Source organism: Enterobacter cloacae complex sp. P43RS (genome assembly GCF_014930585.1).
Taxonomy (GTDB): domain Bacteria; phylum Pseudomonadota; class Gammaproteobacteria; order Enterobacterales; family Enterobacteriaceae; genus Enterobacter; species Enterobacter bugandensis.
Genome location: NZ_JADBRJ010000009.1, coordinates 142,487 through 162,694, shown reverse-complemented (window position 1 = coordinate 162,694; position 20,208 = coordinate 142,487). Strand labels below are relative to the sequence as shown.

Annotated in this window: 20 protein-coding genes; 17 read left to right on the top strand and 3 right to left on the bottom strand. The window is 56.8% G+C overall.

Annotated features, from left to right (window positions below):
• Positions 1-334 precede the first annotated feature (334 nt).
• The 12 genes from rseD (at position 335) to acpS (ending at position 9,750) form a co-directional block, all read left to right on the top strand.
• Complete coding sequence (gene rseD, locus IM294_RS22265; protein ID WP_231940818.1) at positions 335-418, top strand: rpoE leader peptide RseD; 84 nt, start codon at positions 335-337, stop codon at positions 416-418.
• Complete coding sequence (gene rpoE, locus IM294_RS17905) at positions 415-990, top strand: RNA polymerase sigma factor RpoE (protein WP_028014102.1); 576 nt, start codon at positions 415-417, stop codon at positions 988-990. The genes rseD and rpoE overlap by 4 nt, the downstream gene beginning before the upstream one ends.
• 31 nt (positions 991-1,021) lie before the next feature.
• Positions 1,022-1,672, top strand: coding sequence for an anti-sigma-E factor RseA (gene rseA / locus IM294_RS17900; protein ID WP_048960043.1), 651 nt, complete (start codon positions 1,022-1,024; stop codon positions 1,670-1,672).
• Positions 1,672-2,625 (top strand): sigma-E factor regulatory protein RseB, encoded by a 954-nt coding sequence (gene rseB, locus IM294_RS17895; protein ID WP_041908666.1) that lies wholly within the window; start codon positions 1,672-1,674, stop codon positions 2,623-2,625. The genes rseA and rseB overlap by 1 nt, the downstream gene beginning before the upstream one ends.
• Positions 2,622-3,098, top strand: a complete 477-nt coding sequence (rseC, locus tag IM294_RS17890) for a SoxR-reducing system protein RseC (protein WP_126818728.1) — start codon at positions 2,622-2,624, stop codon at positions 3,096-3,098. Before rseB ends, rseC begins: the two co-directional genes overlap by 4 nt.
• 185 nt (positions 3,099-3,283) lie before the next feature.
• Positions 3,284-5,083 (top strand): translation elongation factor 4, encoded by a 1,800-nt coding sequence (gene lepA, locus IM294_RS17885; RefSeq protein WP_028014099.1) that lies wholly within the window; start codon positions 3,284-3,286, stop codon positions 5,081-5,083.
• A gap of 16 nt (positions 5,084-5,099) precedes the next feature.
• Positions 5,100-6,074, top strand: coding sequence for a signal peptidase I (lepB, locus tag IM294_RS17880; protein WP_047364182.1), 975 nt, complete (start codon positions 5,100-5,102; stop codon positions 6,072-6,074).
• Between the two features lie 222 nt (positions 6,075-6,296).
• Complete coding sequence (gene rnc, locus IM294_RS17875) at positions 6,297-6,977, top strand: ribonuclease III (protein ID WP_003860711.1); 681 nt, start codon at positions 6,297-6,299, stop codon at positions 6,975-6,977.
• Entirely contained in the window at positions 6,974-7,879 is a 906-nt protein-coding gene (era, locus tag IM294_RS17870; RefSeq protein ID WP_028014097.1) for a GTPase Era, read from the top strand. The genes rnc and era overlap by 4 nt, the downstream gene beginning before the upstream one ends.
• Positions 7,880-7,897: 18 nt before the next feature.
• A complete protein-coding gene (gene recO / locus IM294_RS17865; RefSeq protein WP_126818729.1) occupies positions 7,898-8,605 on the top strand; it encodes a DNA repair protein RecO in 708 nt (235 codons plus the stop codon).
• A 33-nt stretch (positions 8,606-8,638) separates the two neighbouring features.
• The gene (gene pdxJ, locus IM294_RS17860; RefSeq protein ID WP_041908673.1) at positions 8,639-9,370 is read left to right on the top strand and encodes a pyridoxine 5'-phosphate synthase; all 732 of its coding nucleotides are present in this window, start codon (positions 8,639-8,641) and stop codon (positions 9,368-9,370) included.
• Positions 9,370-9,750: a holo-ACP synthase gene (acpS, locus tag IM294_RS17855; RefSeq protein WP_023294331.1), complete on the top strand. Its 381-nt coding sequence runs from the start codon at positions 9,370-9,372 to the stop codon at positions 9,748-9,750. The genes pdxJ and acpS overlap by 1 nt, the downstream gene beginning before the upstream one ends.
• Here the strand turns inward: acpS and IM294_RS17850 are convergent.
• Both IM294_RS17850 and IM294_RS17845 read right to left on the bottom strand, forming a co-directional pair.
• Entirely contained in the window at positions 9,747-10,007 is a 261-nt protein-coding gene (locus tag IM294_RS17850) for a YfhL family 4Fe-4S dicluster ferredoxin (protein ID WP_061097370.1), read from the bottom strand. The genes acpS and IM294_RS17850 overlap by 4 nt on opposite strands.
• A gap of 46 nt (positions 10,008-10,053) precedes the next feature.
• Positions 10,054-10,902, bottom strand: a complete 849-nt coding sequence (locus IM294_RS17845) for a MurR/RpiR family transcriptional regulator (RefSeq protein WP_028014092.1) — start codon at positions 10,900-10,902, stop codon at positions 10,054-10,056.
• Positions 10,903-11,020: 118 nt separating this feature from the next.
• On the opposite strand from IM294_RS17845, the gene murQ reads away from it, so the two are divergent.
• From murQ to tadA, 4 genes are read left to right on the top strand one after another with little or no spacing between them, the layout of a single operon-like run.
• Positions 11,021-11,914 carry an N-acetylmuramic acid 6-phosphate etherase gene (gene murQ / locus IM294_RS17840; protein WP_126818730.1) on the top strand — a complete coding sequence of 298 codons (894 nt, stop codon included), beginning with the start codon at positions 11,021-11,023 and terminating at the stop codon, positions 11,912-11,914.
• Between the two features lie 11 nt (positions 11,915-11,925).
• Positions 11,926-13,287, top strand: a complete 1,362-nt coding sequence (locus tag IM294_RS17835) for a PTS transporter subunit EIIC (protein ID WP_126818731.1) — start codon at positions 11,926-11,928, stop codon at positions 13,285-13,287.
• Between the two features lie 3 nt (positions 13,288-13,290).
• A complete protein-coding gene (gene yfhb, locus IM294_RS17830) occupies positions 13,291-13,926 on the top strand; it encodes a phosphatidylglycerophosphatase C (protein WP_028014089.1) in 636 nt (211 codons plus the stop codon).
• Positions 13,927-13,950: 24 nt separating this feature from the next.
• Positions 13,951-14,490, top strand: a complete 540-nt coding sequence (gene tadA, locus IM294_RS17825; RefSeq protein WP_048338854.1) for a tRNA adenosine(34) deaminase TadA — start codon at positions 13,951-13,953, stop codon at positions 14,488-14,490.
• Here the strand turns inward: tadA and mltF are convergent.
• Positions 14,378-15,928: a membrane-bound lytic murein transglycosylase MltF gene (mltF, locus tag IM294_RS17820; protein WP_028014088.1), complete on the bottom strand. Its 1,551-nt coding sequence runs from the start codon at positions 15,926-15,928 to the stop codon at positions 14,378-14,380. The genes tadA and mltF overlap by 113 nt on opposite strands.
• A gap of 267 nt (positions 15,929-16,195) precedes the next feature.
• On the opposite strand from mltF, the gene purL reads away from it, so the two are divergent.
• Entirely contained in the window at positions 16,196-20,083 is a 3,888-nt protein-coding gene (gene purL / locus IM294_RS17815) for a phosphoribosylformylglycinamidine synthase (protein WP_193360373.1), read from the top strand.
• Positions 20,084-20,208 lie beyond the last annotated feature (125 nt).

Here is a 20,208-nt window from a genome sequence, read left to right as displayed (position 1 = left end):
TTAATTTACTAAACAGTGTTGGGGCAGAATAGCACCTGAATGCGAGATATCGCACGTTTTTTTTAATGAAAGTTGCAATGACTAAACGCACTGGCAGGGGTAAACGAAGGGTAAATAAATGAAATTATTTTGCGAAGCAGATCGTTAGCGTCAGATTTTGTGGTGAAATAAAGCCTGTGTTGCGTTACTCTTCTGGCGGGAAAAAGATGTTTCTTGTCAGAAAGTGGTGCGTATCGTGAACAGACTTATAATGAGAGAAAATGAACGGTCTGCGGCGCGATGAACAAAAACAAAGGCGTTACGGAACTTATTGAAGATCAGACACTCTAAGCTGGTGCTTGCTCAAAGTGCGGTAGTTATAGAGTGGCGTTTCGATAACGCGTGGAATTTAGGTTTGGGGAGACATTACCTCGGATGAGCGAGCAGTTAACGGACCAGGTCCTGGTTGAACGGGTCCAGAAGGGAGATCAGAAAGCCTTTAACCTACTGGTGGTACGCTACCAGCATAAGGTGGCGAGTCTGGTTTCCCGCTATGTACCGTCAGGTGATGTACCTGATGTGGTGCAAGAGTCTTTTATTAAGGCCTATCGCGCGCTGGAATCTTTCCGGGGAGATAGTGCTTTTTATACCTGGCTGTACCGTATTGCTGTCAATACGGCAAAGAATTACCTGGTTGCTCAGGGTCGTCGTCCGCCGTCCAGTGATGTAGACGCTATCGACGCCGAAAACTTCGAAAGTGGCGGTGCGCTGAAAGAAATTTCGAACCCTGAGAACTTAATGTTGTCAGAAGAACTGAGACAAATTGTTTTTCGCACGATCGAGTCACTCCCGGAAGATTTACGCATGGCTATTACGTTACGGGAGCTTGATGGTCTGAGCTATGAAGAGATAGCCGCTATCATGGATTGTCCGGTCGGCACGGTTCGTTCACGAATTTTCCGTGCGCGAGAAGCTATTGATAATAAAGTTCAACCGCTTATCAGGCGTTGACGATAGCGGGATACTGGAAAAGGTATTAGGCATGCAGAAAGAAAAACTTTCCGCTTTAATGGATGGTGAGACGCTGGATAGTGAGCTTCTCAACGAGCTGTCTCATTCTCCCGAAATGCAAGAGACCTGGGAGAGTTACCATCTCATCCGTGACACGCTGCGCGGTGATACCGGAGAGGTTCTCCATTTCGATATCTCAGCCCGCGTGATGGCGGCCATCGAGAATGAGCCTGTTCATCAGACCACTCCGCTGATTCCTGAAGCTCAACCCGCACCGCACCAGTGGCAGAAAATGCCGTTCTGGAAAAAAGTGCGTCCGTGGGCCAGCCAGCTCACCCAAATGGGGGTGGCTGCATGCGTATCGCTTGCAGTTATCGTTGGCGTCCAGCACTATAATACTCAGTCTGAAACTAATCAGCAGCCAGAAGCGCCAGTGTTTAACACACTGCCGATGATGGGCAAAGCAAGCCCGGTAAGTCTGGGCGTACCGGCTGATGCCTCCGCCAGCGGCGGTCAGCAACAGCAGGTTCAGGAGCAGCGCCGTCGCATTAATGCGATGTTGCAGGATTATGAGTTGCAGCGTCGTCTGCACTCTGAACAGCTTCAGTTTGAGCAGGCCCAAACTCAGCAAGCTGCTGTGCAGGTGCCAGGAAACCAAACTTTAGGAACACAATCGCAGTAATGAAGCAACTTTGGTTCGCCATGTCTCTGATGGCGGGTAGCCTGTTCTTCTCTGCTAACGCCTCGGCTGATGTTTCATCCGGGGCGTTGTTGCAGCAAATGAATCTGGCCAGCCAGTCACTCAATTACGAGTTGGCATTTATCAGCATCAACAAGCAGGGCGTCGAGTCGTTACGCTATCGCCATGCCCGTCTTGATAACCAGCCGCTCGCCCAGCTTTTACAGATGGATGGCCCGCGTCGGGAAGTTGTCCAGCGTGGCAACGAAATCAGCTATTTCGAGCCCGGTCTGGAGCCTTTCACCCTGAATGGCGACTATATCGTTGATTCTCTACCGTCGCTTATCTATACCGACTTCAAACGACTTGCCCCTTACTATGATTTTATTTCGGTAGGGCGTACCCGTATTGCAGACAGGCTGTGTGAAGTGATCCGCGTGGTTGCGCGCGATGGCACACGCTACAGCTATATCGTCTGGATTGATGCGGAAACCAAGCTGCCGATGCGCGTGGACCTGCTCGACCGCGACGGCGAGACGCTTGAACAGTTCCGCGTCATCTCCTTCAGCGTGAACAATCAGGTTGGCAACAGCATGCAGAATCTGGCGAAGGCCAGCCTGCCGCCGCTGCTTTCTGTTCCTGCAGGGGACTCCGCTAATTTCAACTGGGTTCCTTCCTGGATACCGCAAGGCTTTAGCGAAGTGTCCAGCAGCCGTCGTCAGTTGCCCACCATTGATACGCCGGTTGAATCACGCCTCTATTCCGATGGCTTGTTCAGCTTCTCGGTGAATATCAACCGCGCAACGGCAAACAGCGCTGAACAAATGCTTCGTACCGGGCGTCGTACGGTCAGCACCACGGTTCGCGATAACGCAGAAATCACGATTGTGGGGGAGTTACCTCCGCAGACGGCGAAGCGCATTTCAGACAGCATTAAATTCAGGGCCGCACAATGATTAAAGAGTGGGCGACCGTCGTCTCGTGGCAGAATGGTATTGCGCTGGTCAGCTGTGATGTTAAAGCCTCATGCAATAGCTGCGCATCCCGAGCCGGTTGTGGCAGTCGCGTGCTGAATAAGTTAGGGCCACAGACATCGCATACGATCTCCGTGCCGAGCGAACAGCCGCTGGTGGCGGGTCAGAAGGTGGAACTGGGCATTACGGAAGGCAGTCTGCTGAGTTCCGCGATGCTGGTCTATCTCTCCCCGCTGGTGGGGCTGTTTGTCATGGGCGGCCTTTTCCAGATGCTGTTTGGCACCGACGTGGCCGCCATGTGCGGCGCAGCTTTGGGTGGCGTAGGGGGATTCTGTCTTGCCAAAGGCATCTCACCGAAGCTCGCCGCGCGCGATGAGTGGCAGCCCGTTATTCTGAGCGTTGCGCTGGCGCCTGACCAACTTCGCGTCGAGACGCTCTCTTCTGAGGCCCGGTGATCCACCGGGCTTTATCATTATTTACATCTCAAAAAAGAAAACGCCATTTCTTCGCGCTATGCTTGGCTCTAAGTGCATTTCCAGGTTGCGGGTATGTAGTGTAGAATGCTGCGTTTTCGCACTGAAAAACGTCAGGCTAAGAACAGCGGCCTCCAGGAATTCGTAAGGCATAATTATTTAACTATATGAAGAACATACGTAACTTTTCGATCATTGCTCACATTGACCACGGTAAGTCGACGCTGTCTGACCGTATTATCCAGATTTGCGGTGGCCTGTCTGATCGTGAAATGGCAGCCCAGGTACTGGACTCCATGGACCTGGAACGCGAACGCGGTATCACCATCAAAGCGCAGAGCGTGACGCTCGACTATAAAGCTTCTGATGGCGAAACCTATCAACTGAACTTTATCGACACCCCAGGCCACGTTGACTTCTCCTATGAAGTATCACGCTCGCTGGCGGCCTGTGAAGGTGCGCTGCTGGTGGTCGATGCCGGGCAGGGCGTTGAAGCCCAGACCCTGGCGAACTGCTACACCGCGATGGAAATGGATCTCGAAGTTGTGCCGGTTCTGAACAAAATCGACCTGCCAGCCGCCGATCCTGAGCGCGTGGCGGAAGAGATTGAAGACATTGTCGGCATTGACGCGACCGACGCCGTACGCTGCTCCGCGAAAACCGGTGTGGGTGTGACCGACGTGCTGGAACGCCTGGTACGTGATATTCCGGCCCCGGAAGGCGACCCGGATGGTCCATTGCAGGCGCTGATCATCGACTCATGGTTCGATAACTACCTGGGCGTGGTCTCACTGGTGCGTATCAAAAACGGCACCATGCGTAAAGGCGACAAAATCAAGGTTATGAGTACCGGACAGGTCTACAACGCAGACCGTCTGGGTATCTTCACGCCAAAACAGGTTGACCGTACCGAGCTGAAATGCGGCGAGGTAGGCTGGCTGGTCTGCGCGATTAAAGACATCCTCGGCGCGCCAGTAGGCGATACCCTGACCGGCGCGCGTAACCCGGCAGACAAAGCGCTGCCAGGCTTCAAAAAGGTGAAACCGCAGGTTTACGCGGGTCTGTTCCCGGTCAGCTCTGACGACTACGAAAACTTCCGCGATGCGCTCGGCAAGCTGAGCCTGAACGATGCCTCCCTGTTCTACGAGCCAGAAAGCTCAACGGCACTGGGCTTCGGCTTCCGCTGCGGCTTCCTCGGCCTGCTGCACATGGAGATTATTCAGGAGCGTCTGGAGCGTGAATACGATCTGGATCTGATCACCACCGCACCAACGGTAGTCTACGAAGTAGAAACCACCTCGAAAGAAGTGATCTACGTCGACAGCCCGTCCAAGCTGCCGCCGCTGAACAACATTCACGAGCTGCGCGAGCCTATTGCAGAATGTCACATGCTGCTGCCGCAGGAGTTCCTGGGGAACGTTATTACGCTCTGTATTGAGAAGCGTGGCGTGCAGACCAACATGGTTTACCACGGTAACCAGGTGGCGCTGACCTATGAAATTCCTATGGCGGAAGTGGTACTCGACTTCTTCGACCGTCTGAAGTCTACCTCCCGTGGCTATGCATCACTGGATTACAACTTCAAACGTTTCCAGGCCTCCAACATGGTGCGCGTGGACGTGCTGATCAACGGCGAGCGTGTGGATGCGCTGGCGCTGATCACCCACAACGACAATGCGCCGTACCGTGGCCGCGAGCTGGTTGAGAAGATGAAAGATCTGATCCCACGTCAGCAGTTTGACATTGCGATTCAGGCGGCCATCGGTAACCACATCATTGCCCGCTCAACCGTGAAGCAGCTACGTAAAAACGTTCTGGCGAAGTGCTATGGCGGTGACGTCAGCCGTAAGAAAAAGCTGCTGCAGAAGCAGAAAGAAGGTAAGAAGCGTATGAAGCAGGTCGGTAACGTTGAGCTGCCGCAGGAAGCATTCCTTGCCATTCTTCATGTCGGTAAAGACGGCAAATAACCTTTAAGGAGTTGGCATGGCGAACATGTTTGCCCTGATCCTGGTCATCGCTACGCTGGTGACAGGCCTGCTGTGGTGTCTGGATAAGTTTATCTTCGCCCCAAAACGCCGTGAACGTCAGGCTGCCGCGCAGGCAGCGACTGGCGATGCGCTTGACGCGAAAACCCTGAAGAAAGTTGGCCCGAAACCGGGCTGGCTGGAAACGGGCGCGTCGGTGTTCCCGGTGCTGGCGATTGTGCTGGTGGTACGTTCGTTTATTTATGAGCCGTTCCAGATCCCATCGGGATCAATGATGCCAACGCTGCTGATCGGTGATTTTATTCTGGTTGAGAAGTTTGCCTACGGCATTAAAGATCCGATTTACCAGAAAACGCTGATCGAAACGGGGCATCCGAAACGTGGCGACATCGTGGTGTTTAAATATCCGGACGATCCGCGTCTGGATTACATTAAGCGCGCGGTGGGTCTGCCGGGTGATAAAGTGACCTACGATCCGGTTGCGAAGGAAGTCACCGTTCAGCCGGGCTGCAGCTCCGGTACCGCGTGTGAAAACGCGCTGCCAATCACCTACTCAAACGTTGAGCCAAGTGATTTCGTGCAGACTTTCGCCCGTCGTAACGGCGGTGAAGCGACCAGCGGGTTCTTCCAGGTGCCAAAAGGTGAAACCAAAGAGAACGGCATTCGTCTGGTTGAGCGCAAAGAGACGCTGGGCGATGTCACTCACCGCATTCTGACCGTGCCAATCGCGCAGGACCAGGTGGGGATGTATTACAAACAGCCGGGTCAGCAACTGGCCAGCTGGATCGTACCGCCGGGACACTACTTCATGATGGGCGATAACCGCGATAACTCCGCGGACAGCCGTTACTGGGGCTTTGTGCCGGAAGCGAATCTGGTGGGTAAAGCAACCGCGATCTGGATGAGTTTTGAGAAGCAGGAAGGCGAGTGGCCGACCGGCGTGCGCCTGAATCGTATTGGCGGAATCCATTAATTCTCAGGAAAAGAACACGTAGCCGCGTTATTTCGCGGCTACGTGAATTATTTCCTCGATAAATCTCTTTGAACTAACGACATCCCCTGTCGTTGTGTATAGAATATTCCCCCGAAGTTTAAGGTTGGCCCTGCAAGGGTGCCACGGCACACGAAACCGCGTTGGTTTTCTCAGGTCGGTTTCGTGTGCTGCATTTTTGACGCATTCATTTATTGGTATCGCATGAACCCCATCGTAATTAATCGGCTTCAACGGAAGCTGGGCTACACTTTTCATCATCAGGAGTTGTTGCAACAGGCATTAACCCATCGCAGTGCCAGCAGCAAACATAATGAGCGTCTCGAGTTTCTGGGTGACTCTATTTTAAGTTTCGTGATTGCGAATGCGCTTTATCATCGTTTCCCGCGCGTGGACGAAGGTGATATGAGCCGCATGCGCGCCACGCTGGTGCGCGGCAACACCCTCGCTGAAATCGCGCGCGAATTTGAACTGGGCGAATGTCTGCGTCTTGGGCCGGGTGAACTGAAAAGCGGCGGCTTCCGTCGTGAATCTATTCTTGCCGATACGGTCGAAGCATTAATTGGTGGCGTGTTCCTGGACAGCGATATCCAGACCGTAGAAAAGCTGATCCTTAACTGGTATCAGACCCGTCTGGACGAAATTAGCCCGGGCGATAAACAAAAAGATCCGAAAACGCGCCTGCAGGAATATTTGCAGGGCCGTCATCTGCCGCTGCCATCCTATCTGGTGGTGCAGGTTCGTGGCGAAGCGCACGATCAGGAATTTACCATCCATTGCCAGGTCAGTGGCCTGAGTGAACCGGTGGTGGGCACAGGTTCGAGCCGCCGTAAGGCTGAACAGGCTGCCGCCGAACAGGCGTTAAAAATGCTGGAGCTGGAATGAGCGAAGAAAAAACCTATTGCGGATTTATTGCCATCGTCGGACGTCCGAACGTCGGCAAATCCACCCTGCTGAATAATCTGCTTGGGCAGAAGATTTCCATCACCTCGCGTAAGGCGCAGACCACGCGTCACCGCATCGTCGGCATCCATACTGAAGGCGCGTATCAGGCAATCTACGTCGATACCCCTGGCCTGCACATGGAAGAGAAGCGCGCCATTAACCGTCTGATGAACAAGGCGGCGAGCAGCTCCATCGGCGACGTAGAGCTGGTGATTTTCGTAGTGGAAGGCACCCGCTGGACGCCGGACGACGAAATGGTACTGAACAAGCTGCGTGACGGCAAAACGCCGGTGATCCTCGCGGTCAACAAAGTTGACAACGTGCAGGAAAAAGCTGACCTGCTGCCGCACCTGCAGTGGCTGGGCAGCCAGATGAACTTCCTCGATATCGTTCCGCTGTCTGCTGAGACCGGCCTGAACGTTGATACCATCGCGGGCATCGTACGTAAGCATCTACCGGAAGCGATTCACCACTTCCCGGAAGACTACATCACCGATCGCTCTCAGCGCTTTATGGCGTCTGAAATCATCCGTGAAAAGCTGATGCGTTTCCTGGGCGCCGAGCTGCCGTACTCTGTGACGGTGGAGATCGAGCGTTTCCAGAGCAACGAGCGCGGTGGCTACGACATTAACGGCCTGATCCTCGTCGAGCGTGAAGGGCAGAAGAAGATGGTGATCGGCAACAAAGGCGCCAAGATCAAAACCATCGGTATCGAAGCCCGTAAGGACATGCAGGAGATGTTCGAAGCGCCAGTTCATCTGGAACTGTGGGTGAAGGTGAAATCTGGCTGGGCCGATGATGAGCGTGCTCTGCGCAGCCTCGGTTACGGCGAAGATCAGTAACTCAAGACGACGAGTATAATGGAAGGTTGGCAGCGCGCCTTCGTTCTCCATAGTCGTCCCTGGAGCGAAACCAGCCTGATGCTGGACGTCTTCACGGAAGAGTCGGGCCGCGTGCGCCTTGTTGCGAAAGGCGCACGTTCCAAACGTTCTAATCTGAAGGGTGCCCTACAGCCTTTTACGCCGCTGCTGGTTCGCTTTGGCGGGCGAGGGGAAGTCAAAACCTTGCGCAGCGCTGAAGCCGTCTCTCTGGCGCTTCCCCTTTCTGGCATCACGCTCTACAGCGGTCTGTATGTCAACGAGCTCATCTCCCGCGTCCTTGAACATGAGACTCGCTTCTCGGAACTTTTCTTCGATTATCTGCACTGTATCGAGGCACTGGCGGGTGCGACCGGCACGCCCGAACCCGCCCTGCGTCGTTTCGAACTGGCGCTGCTGGGCCACCTCGGGTACGGCGTGGATTTTCTGCACTGCGCAGGCAGCGGTGATGAGGTGGAAGACACCATGACCTACCGCTACCGCGAAGAAAAAGGCTTTATTGCCAGCGTCGTCGTTGATAACAGTACTTTTACCGGACGCCAGCTCAGAGCGCTTTATGAACGCGAGTTTCCGGACGCCGATACCCTGCGCGCAGCAAAACGCTTTACCAGGATTGCCCTCAAGCCGTATCTTGGCGGCAAGCCCTTAAAGAGCCGCGAATTATTCAGGCAGTTTATGCCCAAACGTTAGACCACAGCATCAGAAAGAAAACCGAGGATTGTCATGGCTGAATTACTGTTAGGCGTCAACATCGACCACATCGCCACCCTGCGCAACGCGCGCGGCACGGCGTATCCCGATCCGGTTCAGGCGGCGTTTATCGCTGAACAGGCTGGTGCCGACGGCATTACCGTTCACCTGCGTGAAGACCGTCGCCACATTACCGACCGCGACGTGCGCATTCTTCGTCAGACGCTGGACACCCGTATGAATCTGGAGATGGCGGTCACCGAAGAGATGCTGACCATTGCCTGCGAGACCAAACCGCACTTCTGCTGCCTGGTGCCGGAAAAACGCCAGGAAGTGACCACCGAAGGTGGGCTGGACGTGGCGGGGCAGCAGGACAAAATGCGCGATGCTTGCAAGCGCCTGGCGGATGCCGGTATCCTGGTTTCTCTGTTTATCGACGCCGATTTCGCGCAGATTAAAGCGGCAGCCGACGTGGGCGCGCCGTATATCGAAATTCACACCGGCTGCTATGCCGATGCTAAAAACGATGCCGAGCAGGCCAAAGAGCTGGAGCGTATCGCCAAAGCGGCCACCTACGCCGCGAGCCTGGGACTGAAGGTTAATGCCGGTCACGGCCTGACCTACCACAACGTGAAGGCCATTGCTGCTCTGCCGGAAATGCATGAGCTGAACATCGGCCACGCCATTATTGGCCGCGCGGTGATGAGCGGCCTGAAAGAGGCGGTTTCAGAGATGAAACGCCTGATGCTGGAAGCGCGTCAGTAATGGCCATTTTGGGCTTAGGCACCGATATCGTCGAAATAGCCCGCATTGAAGCGGTGATCGCCCGGAGCGGCGATCGCCTGGCAAGGCGCGTGCTGAGCGATAACGAATGGGCCATCTGGGAAGCGCACCAGCAGCCGGTGCGTTTTCTGGCAAAGCGCTTTGCGGTAAAAGAGGCGGCAGCCAAAGCCTTCGGGACCGGCATTCGTAACGGCCTGGCATTTAACCAGTTCGAAGTTTTTAATGATGAGCTGGGCAAACCGAGCCTGCGTCTGTGGGGTGAAGCGCAAAAGCTGGCGGAGAAGCTGGGGGTGAATCATATGCACGTGACGATCGCAGATGAACGCCACTATGCCAGCGCGACGGTGATTATCGAAAGCTAAATTTTGTCCGCGTGGTGCATCAGGACAAATTTATCCCACAGCTGCTCTTCGCTCTCGACGTGTGCCGGATCCTTCAGAATAGTGTTGGGGATCGGGCACACCTTCTGGCAGGTCGGCGTCTCATAGTGGCCGACGCATTCCGTGCAGCGGTCGCTGTTAATCTCGTAAATGCTGTCGCCCATCGAAATCGCCTGGTTCGGGCATTCGGGTTCGCACATATCGCAATTGATGCATTTTTTGGTAATTAACAGCGCCATCAGGAAATTCTCAGAAACAACACAAACTGGGCGGGCATTATACGCGTCAAACCAGTTTCTTTACCAGTTCTTCGCTGTGACGAATGCGCTCAGGCGCGCGCTCCAGATCCTGCTGTACCAGCGCCATAAACAGCAGGTCCGTCAGCATCATTTGTGCGCTGGTGGACGAAATTGCCGCGCTGCGCGTGGCCTGCTCTTCGGCAATGGTATACAAACAGCGCGTTGCCCGCTGCTGCAGCGCATTTGGCGTAAAGCCGGTTATCGCCAGAATTTTGCCGCCGACGCGCAGGGCTTCGTCGGTCGCCATGTTGATCTCGCGGCGCTCGCCGGAGTAGGAGATGGCCAGCAGCAGATCGTCAGGATCCATCGCCTGCACGGTCGCCAGCAGGGCGTGCATATCCTGCTCGACGATGGCGTTAAAACCGATTTTAGTCAGTTTCCAGCCAAAATTACGCGCCACCAGACCGGACGCGCCAATACCGGTCAAAATAATACGCCGCGCCGCCCGCAGCATCGCCACGCTTTCCAGTAATTTCTCTTCGGTATTCACGTCCAGCGTGGCGTGCATGGCCGCCACGTTCTCCTTGATCAGCTTTTCCCCAACCAGACGCATCGGGTCATCGCCGCGGATCTGGTTATGCACCGGCATGGACTGCGGATTCGGGTTACTCACCAGCGCTTCGCTGATTGCCAGCTTAAGAGCGGGAAAACCCTTAAACCCGATCTTCTGGGCAAATTTCACCACGCTTGACTGGCTCACTCCAGCTTCGCTTGCCAGCTGCTGTGAGCTGAGGTGGCGGGCGCGATCGGGCTGAGAAAGCAGAAAATCCGCCAGCTTTTTGTCGCTTTGAGCAAAGCCGGCGTAGCGCTGGCGAATGCGAATTAAACAGTTCATGAGTACTCCCGGCGGAAATGTGATTGTCTGCGCAAAAACGAATTCTGCTCGCCTGAATGAATTTTATATTCCATTATAGTGTGATTATTATGAATTAAAAATTCTTGAGGTACAAAAAATGAATCTTGGCTCACTTGTTTCTGAAACGCGTAACCCGCAAACCATGGATCTGGATGCGCTCTCCACCCTGGAGCTGGTTAACCGCTTTAATCAACAGGATACGCTGGTCGCGCAGGCAGTGAAAGAGACATTGCCAGAGGTGGCGAAAGCGGTCGATGCGGCGGCGGAAGCTCTTAAGGCCGGTGGTCGCATTATCTATATGGGGGCCGGTACCAGCGGGCGTCTCGGGGTGCTGGATGCCTCGGAATGTCCGCCCACCTTTGGCGTTCCGCACGGCCTGGTGGTTGGCCTGATTGCAGGTGGTCCCGGCGCGCTGCTGAAGGCCGTTGAAGGGGCGGAGGACAACAAACAGCTGGGTGAGGATGACCTGAAGGGTCTGAACCTGACGGCGAACGATCTGGTGGTCGGCCTGGCGGCATCCGGGCGCACGCCGTACGTCATTGGCGGCCTGGAATACGCCAACCGGACCGGCTGCACGACGGTCGCCATCTCCTGCAACCCCGGCTCGCCGATTGCGCAGGTGGCCGCTATCGCCATCTCTCCGGTCGTTGGGCCGGAAGCGCTCACCGGCTCCACGCGCCTGAAATCCGGGACCGCGCAAAAGCTGGTGCTCAATATGATCTCCACCGGTGCGATGGTGAAGTTCGGCAAGGTCTACCAGAACCTGATGGTCGATATGCAGGCCACCAACGTCAAGCTGGTGGACAGAGCCTGCCGCATGGTGATGGAGGCGACAGGCGCGGGCCGTGAAGAGGCAGAAGCGGTGCTCAGGCAGACCGATCACGACGTTAAACCGGCCATTTTAATGATCTTAAGCGGGCTGGACGCGGCGGCCGCGCGAGCCAAACTCGACGCGCATAACGGCTTCTTACGGGCGGCATTAGAAAACTAGCAGAGGCGTTTATGGACAAAACAGCAGCGCTCGCCAGCGATATCCTGCAGGGGATAGGCGGGGAGAAAAATATTCAGCGTCTGGAAAACTGCATGACGCGCGTGCGCGTCGAGGTGCATAACGACGATCAGCTTGACGTGCCGGGCCTGAAGAAGCTGTCCGGCGTCAGTGGCTACGTGAAACAGGGGCAGCAACACCAGCTGATCGTCGGGCCGGGCAAGGCGGCGCAGGTTGTCGATGCCATGCGCGCGCTGATGGTAGGTGGTGCGAGCGTGACGGTTGACGACGCTGAACGCACCAAAGCGCAGGCGAAGGCCAAATACAAAGCTCCCATGAGCGATGCGCTGCGACAGCTGGCAAACGTCTTTATCCCGCTGATCCCGGCGTTTATAGCTTCCGGTTTGATCACCGGGATCATCAACATCCTCAAGCGGCCGGATATCGTCGGGGATTTTGCCACGCAGTATCCGAACCTGCTGGGCATTCTCGGGATCTTCGGCAGCGCGGTGTTTGCCATTATGAACATCCTGGTCGGGGTCAATACCGCGAAGGTGTTTGGCGGCTCGCTGGCCATGGGCGGCGTAATGGCAGGGATCTTGTCCAGCCCGCAGCTGGCGCAAATCACGCTGTTTGGCGAGGCGCTCCAGCCTGGTCGCGGCGGGGTGATTGCCGTGCTGCTGGTGGTTATTCTTATGTGCTGGATCGAGAAAAAGCTACGCGCGGTTCTGCCTGGCTCGATTGAGCTGATCCTCAACCCGCTGCTGACCACGTTAATTACCGGTAGCGTCGCGATTGTGGTTCTTCAGCCACTAGGCGGGTGGATCTCTGATGCCATCGCCCACGGCGCGTCTCTGGCTATCGACCGCGGCGGCCTGCTGGTGGGGGCGGTGCTGTCAGGTACCTTCCTGCCGCTGGTGCTGACCGGCCTGCATCAGGGGCTGGTGCCGATCCACGTCGAGCTGGTGCAGGCGCACGGTTATAACGCGCTGCTGCCTATTCTCTCGATGGCGGGCGTCGGGCAGGTGGGGGCAGCGATTGCCGTCCTGATGAAAACCCGCAGCGCGCGCCTGAAAAAAGTGATTAAAGGGGCGCTGCCGGTCGGGCTGCTCGGCATTGGCGAGCCGCTGATATTCGGCGTCACGCTGCCGCTGGGTAAACCGTTCCTTGCGGCCTGTCTGGGGGGCGCGGTAGGCGGGGCTCTCATCAGCTACTGGAAAGTCGCCACCGTTATCACCTTTGGTCTCTCCGGTTTACCGCTGGCATTAACCATCGTGACCGGAAAAGTCATGCTCTATCTGTTAGGCTATTTAGTAGCGGTGATCGCCGGGTTCCTGTTTACCTGGCTGTTAGGATTCAACGACCCAGAGGAGTAAGGTTTGGCCAATCACGAGCGTCGCGTTGTCTTTTTCGATCTGGATGGAACGCTGCATCAGCAGGATATGTTTGGTACGTTTATGCGCTACCTGCTGCGGCGTCAGCCTCTGAACGCGCTGCTCGTCTTACCGCTCTTACCCCTCATTGGCATCGCGCTGCTGGTAAAAGGCCGGGCGGCGCGCTGGCCGATGAGCCTGCTGCTGTGGGGATGTACGTTTGGCCACAGCGAAGCGCGGCTCAAACAGCTCGAAAAGGAGTTCGCTCTCTGGTTCCGCGGCCACGTTGCCGCGTTTCCCGTGGTGCAGGCGCGCCTGACCAGCTATCTTGACGCCAACGATGCCGATATCTGGCTGATTACCGGCTCCCCGCAGACGCTGGTGGAGCAGGTCTACTTTGATACCCCCTGGCTGCCGCGCGTAAATCTTATCGCCACGCAAATTTCCCGCGGCTACGGCGGCTGGGTCCTGACGATGCGCTGTCTGGGGCATGAAAAAGTGGTCCAGCTGGAAAAACGCATCGGCACGCCGCTGCGTCTTTACAGCGGCTACAGCGACAGCAAGCAGGACAACCCGCTGCTCTATTTTTGCCAGCACCGCTGGCGCGTTACTCCCCTCGGTGAACTTCAGCAACTCGAATAGTCTTATCTGTAAGGGCTGTGTATAATGCCGCCCGCTTTTAGACTGGAGTATCAGCCCTTGTCCACCTCAGAACACAATCATGAATACTGGATGCGCCACGCGCTGGCGCTGGCTCAACGGGCCTGGGACGAGGGCGAAGTGCCCGTGGGCGCGGTGCTGGTTCATAACAACCGGGTGATTGGGGAAGGGTGGAACCGTCCTATTGGCCGCCACGATCCTACAGCGCACGCCGAAATTATGGCGCTTCGTCAGGGCGGCCTGGTGCTGCAAAACTATCGTCTGCTCGATACCACTCTGTACGTCACCCTTGAACCCTGCGTGATGTGCTCCGGGGCGATGGTGCACAGCCGAATCGGTACCCTGGTGTTTGGAGCGCGAGATGAAAAAACCGGTGCGGCCGGTTCACTGATGGACGTGCTGGGTCATCCAGGAATGAATCATCAGGTGCAGACTATCGGTGGGGTACTTGCACCAGAGTGTTCGGGGCTATTAAGCGATTTCTTTCGAATGCGCCGTCAGCAGAAAAAGCAACAAAAGGCAGAATTGAAGTTGTCGGATGATTAAGCTCGTCCGGCGCCACAACCGGATAACTTTCCGCCAGCTGTTTTGCCTCTGTTGCCTCTTTCTCTTTCTCCAGCAGATAGCCGACCAGGCTAATCTGATACTTACGTATATTTTCCACGTAGGCGTAGGCTTCATGTCCGCGCGCGTAGCCATACGTCAGCTTGTTGTACCATGGTTTCTGGCTCAGCAGCGGCAGGCGCTGTTTTACGTCTGACCAGCTGTCCGGGTTTCCCTTCGTTTTCGCCGTCAGAGCCCGCGCGTCAAGCATGTGCGCGTAGCCCATGTTGTAGGCCGCCAGCGCAAACCAGATCCGTTCCTCTTCCGGCACGGTTTCCGGGACTTTAGCCATCATATCCTGCAGGTAGCGCGCCCCGCCGCTGATGCTCTGTTCCGCATCGGTACGGTCGTTAACGCCCAGGCTCAGCGCGGTATTTTTGGTTAACATCATCAGTCCGCGTACGCCCGTTGGCGACGTGGCCTGGGTGTCCCAGTGGGACTCCTGGTACGAGATAGCCGCCAGCAGTTTCCAGTCAATCTCCTGGGCATATTTTTCGAAAAGCGGCTGCAGGTCAGGCAGGACGCTGTCAACCGCGCGCAGGAAGCTGCGGGTGTCAACGTAGTCAAAGTCATCCCCGTGGCCGAGGTACTTCTCCTCAAGTCGCGCCAGCGTGCCGTCTTCATTGATGGTGTTATAAAAATCCAGCATGGCCGCCGAGAGGGTCTGGTCATCGTCCAGATGGGTAAACCAGGTCACGGGCTGTTCGTCCGTCACGTCCAGCGCCACGGCGATTTCAGGATGCACCCGCTGGAACAGGCTGATCGCCACCGAATCGGCGATGGTGTAGGGCAGTTTCTGATCTTTGACCTGCTCCAGCAGCTCCGTCGTGCCGAGTTTAGGGTCAACCGTCCAGCTCAGATCCGGGTATTTTTTCTCCTTTAACTCACGCAGGTCGTCAATCACTACGTGGCCGGGAGCAATCGTCAGCTGTTGCGCGTTGATCGAGGCAAGCGTACGCGGGCGCAAACTCCCGACGCGATAAACCAGCTGCTGGGAAACGGAGTAGTAGGTGGGGCCCGGCTGGTAGTTCTTGCTGCGCTCGCTGTTATAGACCAGCCCGGCAGCGAGGATATCGGCGTTGTTGTTGTCCAGGTCGTCAAACAGCTGGTTGATGTTCTGGCGGACGGTAATTTTAAGCTTCACGCCCAGATAATCGGCAAACTGCTGCGCCAGCTCATAATCCAGACCAATAATTTTGCCGTTGATGTCGCTGTAAATCAGCGGAGAGTTAAGGGTACTGACGCGCAGTTCCCCCCGCTCCTGAATGGCGGCGATACGATTTTCGGCTTTGCCGAACCAGGGGATGGAAGGCCAGAGGGCCACTGCCAGCAGCAACGTTACAATGCCGATGAGCAGATAATTAATCTTTAATTTTTTCAATTAGTTAATTCTCTGCGACGCCGGTTGCCTCAGTCTGCTGTAGCCATGTTAATCATAAGGTTTGTCATTGATTGAGCGGCATTTTGCGTAAACTTGCGCCACTTGGCAACCAATTAGAGAGACAGGTCACATCTATTGTTAAACGCTGAAGTCGATTTTATTTCGACGCAAACGGTTTCGTCGGCGCTCAGGATTCTCTATAATGACGCCCGTTTTCCCCCCTTGCGCACACTGTAAGCGCCCCGGCGCTTCGAAGACGAGAGACTTATGATGGAAATTCTGCGTGGTTCGCCTGCACTGTCTGCCTTCCGTATTACCAAACTGCTGGCACGTTTTCAGGCGGCCGACCTTCCGGTAAGCAATATTTACGCTGAGTATGTCCATTTTGCTGACCTGAATGCCCCCCTGAATGCAGAGGAGCGCGTACAGCTGGAACGCCTGCTCAAGTATGGCCCAAATCTGAGCAGCCATACGCCAACCGGCAAACTGATCCTTGCGACGCCGCGTCCGGGCACCATCTCCCCCTGGTCTTCCAAAGCCACCGACATTGCCCACAACTGCGGCCTGAGCCAGATTAACCGTCTGGAACGCGGCGTAGCGTACTACGTCGAAGCCTCTACCCTGAGCGACGCGCAGTGGCAGGCGGTTGCGGCTGAATTGCACGACCGCATGATGGAGAGCGTGTTTGCCTCTCTTGATGACGCACAGAAGCTTTTCTCCCATCATCAGCCTGCGCCGGTACAGAGCGTGGACCTGCTGGGGCAGGGCCGTCAGGCGCTGATTGACGCCAACCTGCGTCTCGGTCTGGCGCTGGCAGAAGACGAAATTGACTACCTGCAGGACGCGTTCGTTAAGCTCAACCGCAACCCGAACGACATCGAACTCTACATGTTCGCGCAGGCCAACTCTGAGCACTGCCGCCATAAGATTTTCAACGCCGACTGGATTATCGACGGCGAACAGCAGCCGAAGTCGCTGTTCAAAATGATCAAAAACACCATGGAACAAACCCCTGCCCACGTGCTGTCTGCCTATAAAGACAACGCCGCGGTGATGGAAGGTTCCGAGGTGGGCCGCTTCTTCGCCGATCGCGAAGCAGGGCGCTATGACTTCCATCAGGAGCCTGCGCATATTCTGATGAAAGTGGAAACCCACAACCACCCGACGGCCATTTCTCCGTGGCCGGGTGCGGCGACCGGCTCCGGCGGCGAAATCCGTGACGAAGGGGCGACCGGTCGTGGGGCGAAACCAAAAGCGGGTCTGGTCGGTTTCTCCGTCTCCAACCTGCGCATCCCTGGCTTTGAACAGCCGTGGGAAGAAGATTTCGGCAAGCCAGAGCGCATCGTGACCGCGCTGGATATCATGACCGAAGGCCCGCTGGGCGGCGCGGCGTTTAACAACGAATTTGGTCGTCCGGCGCTGAACGGTTACTTCCGTACCTACGAAGAGAAGGTGGACAGCCACAACGGCGAAGAGCTGCGTGGCTACCACAAACCGATCATGCTGGCGGGCGGGATCGGCAACATCCGTGCCGATCACGTGCAAAAAGGCGAGATCGTCGTCGGCGCGAAGCTGATCGTGCTGGGCGGCCCGGCGATGAACATCGGTCTGGGCGGCGGTGCGGCCTCCTCTATGGCCTCCGGCCAGTCTGATGCGGATCTCGACTTCGCGTCCGTGCAGCGTGACAACCCTGAGATGGAGCGTCGCTGCCAGGAAGTGATCGACCGCTGCTGGCAGCTGGGCGATGCTAACCCGATTCTGTTCATCCACGACGTGGGCGCGGGCGGTCTGTCCAACGCTATGCCGGAGCTGGTGAGCGACGGCGGTCGCGGTGGCCGTTTCAACCTGCGCGATATCCTGAGCGATGAGCCGGGCATGAGCCCGCTGGAAATCTGGTGTAACGAATCCCAGGAGCGCTATGTGCTGGCGGTTGCGGCCGACCAGCTGCCGCTGTTTGACGAGCTGTGCCGCCGCGAGCGCGCGCCGTATGCCGTCATCGGTGAAGCGACCGAAGAACAGCACCTGACTCTGAGCGACACCCATTTCGACAACCAGCCTATCGATCTGCCGCTGGACGTGCTGCTCGGTAAAACGCCGAAGATGACCCGCGACGTAACAACCCGTAAAGCAGCGGGCAAAGCGCTGGATCGCCAGGGCATTACCGTGGCGGAAGCGGTCAACCGCGTGCTGCACCTGCCTGCTGTGGCAGAGAAAACCTTCCTGGTGACCATCGGCGACCGCACCGTGACCGGTATGGTGTCGCGCGATCAGATGGTTGGCCCGTGGCAGATCCCGGTGGCGAACTGCGCCGTGACCACCGCGAGCCTCGACAGCTACTACGGTGAAGCGATGGCGCTGGGCGAACGCACCCCGGTGGCGCTGCTGGACTTCGCCGCCTCTGCACGACTGGCGGTCGGTGAAGCGCTGACCAACATCGCGGCGACGCAGATTGGCGACATCAAACGTATCAAACTTTCCGCGAACTGGATGGCGGCAGCCGGTCACCCTGGTGAAGACGCTGGCCTGTATGAAGCCGTGAAAGCGGTGGGTGAGGAGCTGTGCCCAGCCCTCGGCCTGACCATTCCGGTGGGTAAAGACTCCATGTCGATGAAAACCCGCTGGCAGGAGGGTAACGAGCAGCGCGAGATGACGTCTCCGCTGTCGCTGGTGATCACTGCGTTTGCCCGCGTGGAAGACGTGCGCCATACCGTTACGCCGCAGCTGGCGACCGAAGATAACGCCCTGTTGTTGATTGACCTGGGTAAGGGCCACAACGCGCTGGGCGCCACCGCACTGGCGCAGGTTTACCGTCAACTTGGCGACAAGCCAGCCGACGTGCGCGACGTGGCGCAGCTAAAAGGTTTCTACGACGCAATTCAGGCGCTGGTGGCACAGCGCAAGCTGCTGGCCTACCACGACCGTTCCGACGGCGGCCTGCTGGTGACCCTGGCAGAGATGGCCTTCACCGGCCACTGCGGCGTGGAAGCGAACATTGCAACGCTTGGCGAAGACCGCCTGGCGGCGCTGTTTAACGAAGAGCTGGGTGCGGTGATTCAGGTTCGCGCCGCAGACCGCGAGGCGGTGGAAGCGATTCTGGCGAAGCACGGTCTGGCAGACTGCGTCCACTATCTGGGGAAAGCCGTTCAGGGCGACCGCTTCGTCATTGAGGCCGACGGTCACGCCGTGTTCAGCGAAAGCCGCACCACGCTGCGCATGTGGTGGGCAGAAACCACCTGGCAGATGCAGCGCCTGCGCGATAACCCGGAATGCGCCGATCAGGAGCATAACGCGAAAGCGAATGACCAGGATCCTGGCCTGAACGTGAAGCTCTCCTTCGACATCAACGAAGATATCGCTGCGCCGTACATTGCGACCGGCGCGCGTCCGAAAGTGGCCGTGCTGCGCGAGCAGGGCGTTAACTCCCACGTTGAGATGGCTGCGGCCTTCCACCGCGCGGGCTTTGACGCTATCGACGTCCACATGAGCGACCTGCTGGCCGGGCGTATCGGTCTGGAAGATTTCCATGCGCTGGTGGCGTGCGGCGGTTTCTCCTACGGCGACGTGCTGGGCGCAGGCGAAGGCTGGGCGAAGTCCATTCTGTTTAACAGCCGCGTGCGCGACGAGTTCGAGACCTTCTTCCATCGTCCGCAAACCCTGGCGCTGGGCGTGTGCAACGGCTGCCAGATGATGTCTAACCTGCGCGAGCTGATCCCGGGCAGCGAAGCCTGGCCACGCTTTGTGCGCAACCAGTCCGACCGCTTCGAAGCGCGCTTCAGTCTGGTTGAAGTGACTCAGAGCCCGTCTCTGCTGCTGCAGGGGATGGTTGGCTCTCAGATGCCAATCGCCGTTTCCCACGGCGAAGGTCAGGTAGAAGTGCGCGATGCGGCCCATCTGGCGCAGCTCGAGAGCAAAGGCCTGGTAGCGCTGCGCTTTGTCGATAACTTCGGCAAGGTCACGGAAACCTATCCGGCGAACCCGAACGGCTCCGTCAATGGTATTACGGCGGTGACCAGCGAAAGCGGTCGCGCGACCATCATGATGCCGCACCCTGAACGCGTGTTCCGTACCGTGAGCAACTCCTGGCACCCGGAAAACTGGGGCGAGGACAGCCCGTGGATGCGTATCTTCCGCAACGCGCGTAAACAGCTGGGTTAAGATGTAAAGCAGGTACTTTGTAGACCCGGTGAGCGTAGCGCCACCGGGTTTTTTTATGCGTGTCGCAAAATTGCGACAAAGATGGTATAGGGGTGTCTCCAAATTGAGACACTTAACTCATTGAT